Origin of the sequence: Leucobacter sp. M11, assembly GCF_035726885.1 — a bacterium.
Classification (GTDB): Bacteria; Actinomycetota; Actinomycetes; order Actinomycetales; family Microbacteriaceae; genus JAPFRB01.
The window spans coordinates 459,038-459,288 of record NZ_JAPFRB010000001.1 but is presented as its reverse complement, the minus strand read 5'-3'; the positions used below and the strand labels follow the sequence as shown (position 1 = coordinate 459,288).

Genomic DNA, 251 nt, shown 5'->3' with positions numbered 1-251 from the left:
GTGCTCCCGATCAGGTCGGCGTTCGCCGCCTCGATGAACCAGGTCGTGGGCAGCGCCTGCACGGCCGCGCGCCACAGCGGGGAGAACCCGGGCGCGAACATCGCGAGCATGGTCGCGCCGTAGGCGGCCATGATGACCACGGGCAGCAGGGCCTCCATCTGCTCCTCCTTGGCGCTCCTGGCCGCCAGCAGCGCCGCGAGCGAGGTTGCCAGGGCCAGGGCGACCACCGTGGTCACGAGGAGGCGCAGGGT

Annotated in this window: 1 protein-coding gene; it reads right to left on the bottom strand. The window is 72.5% G+C overall.

What is annotated here, in order from left to right; all coding sequences use genetic code 11:
- Positions 1 to 251 (bottom strand): hypothetical protein (locus OOT08_RS02330; RefSeq protein WP_442916158.1); only part of this gene is annotated, 251 nt, incomplete at both ends.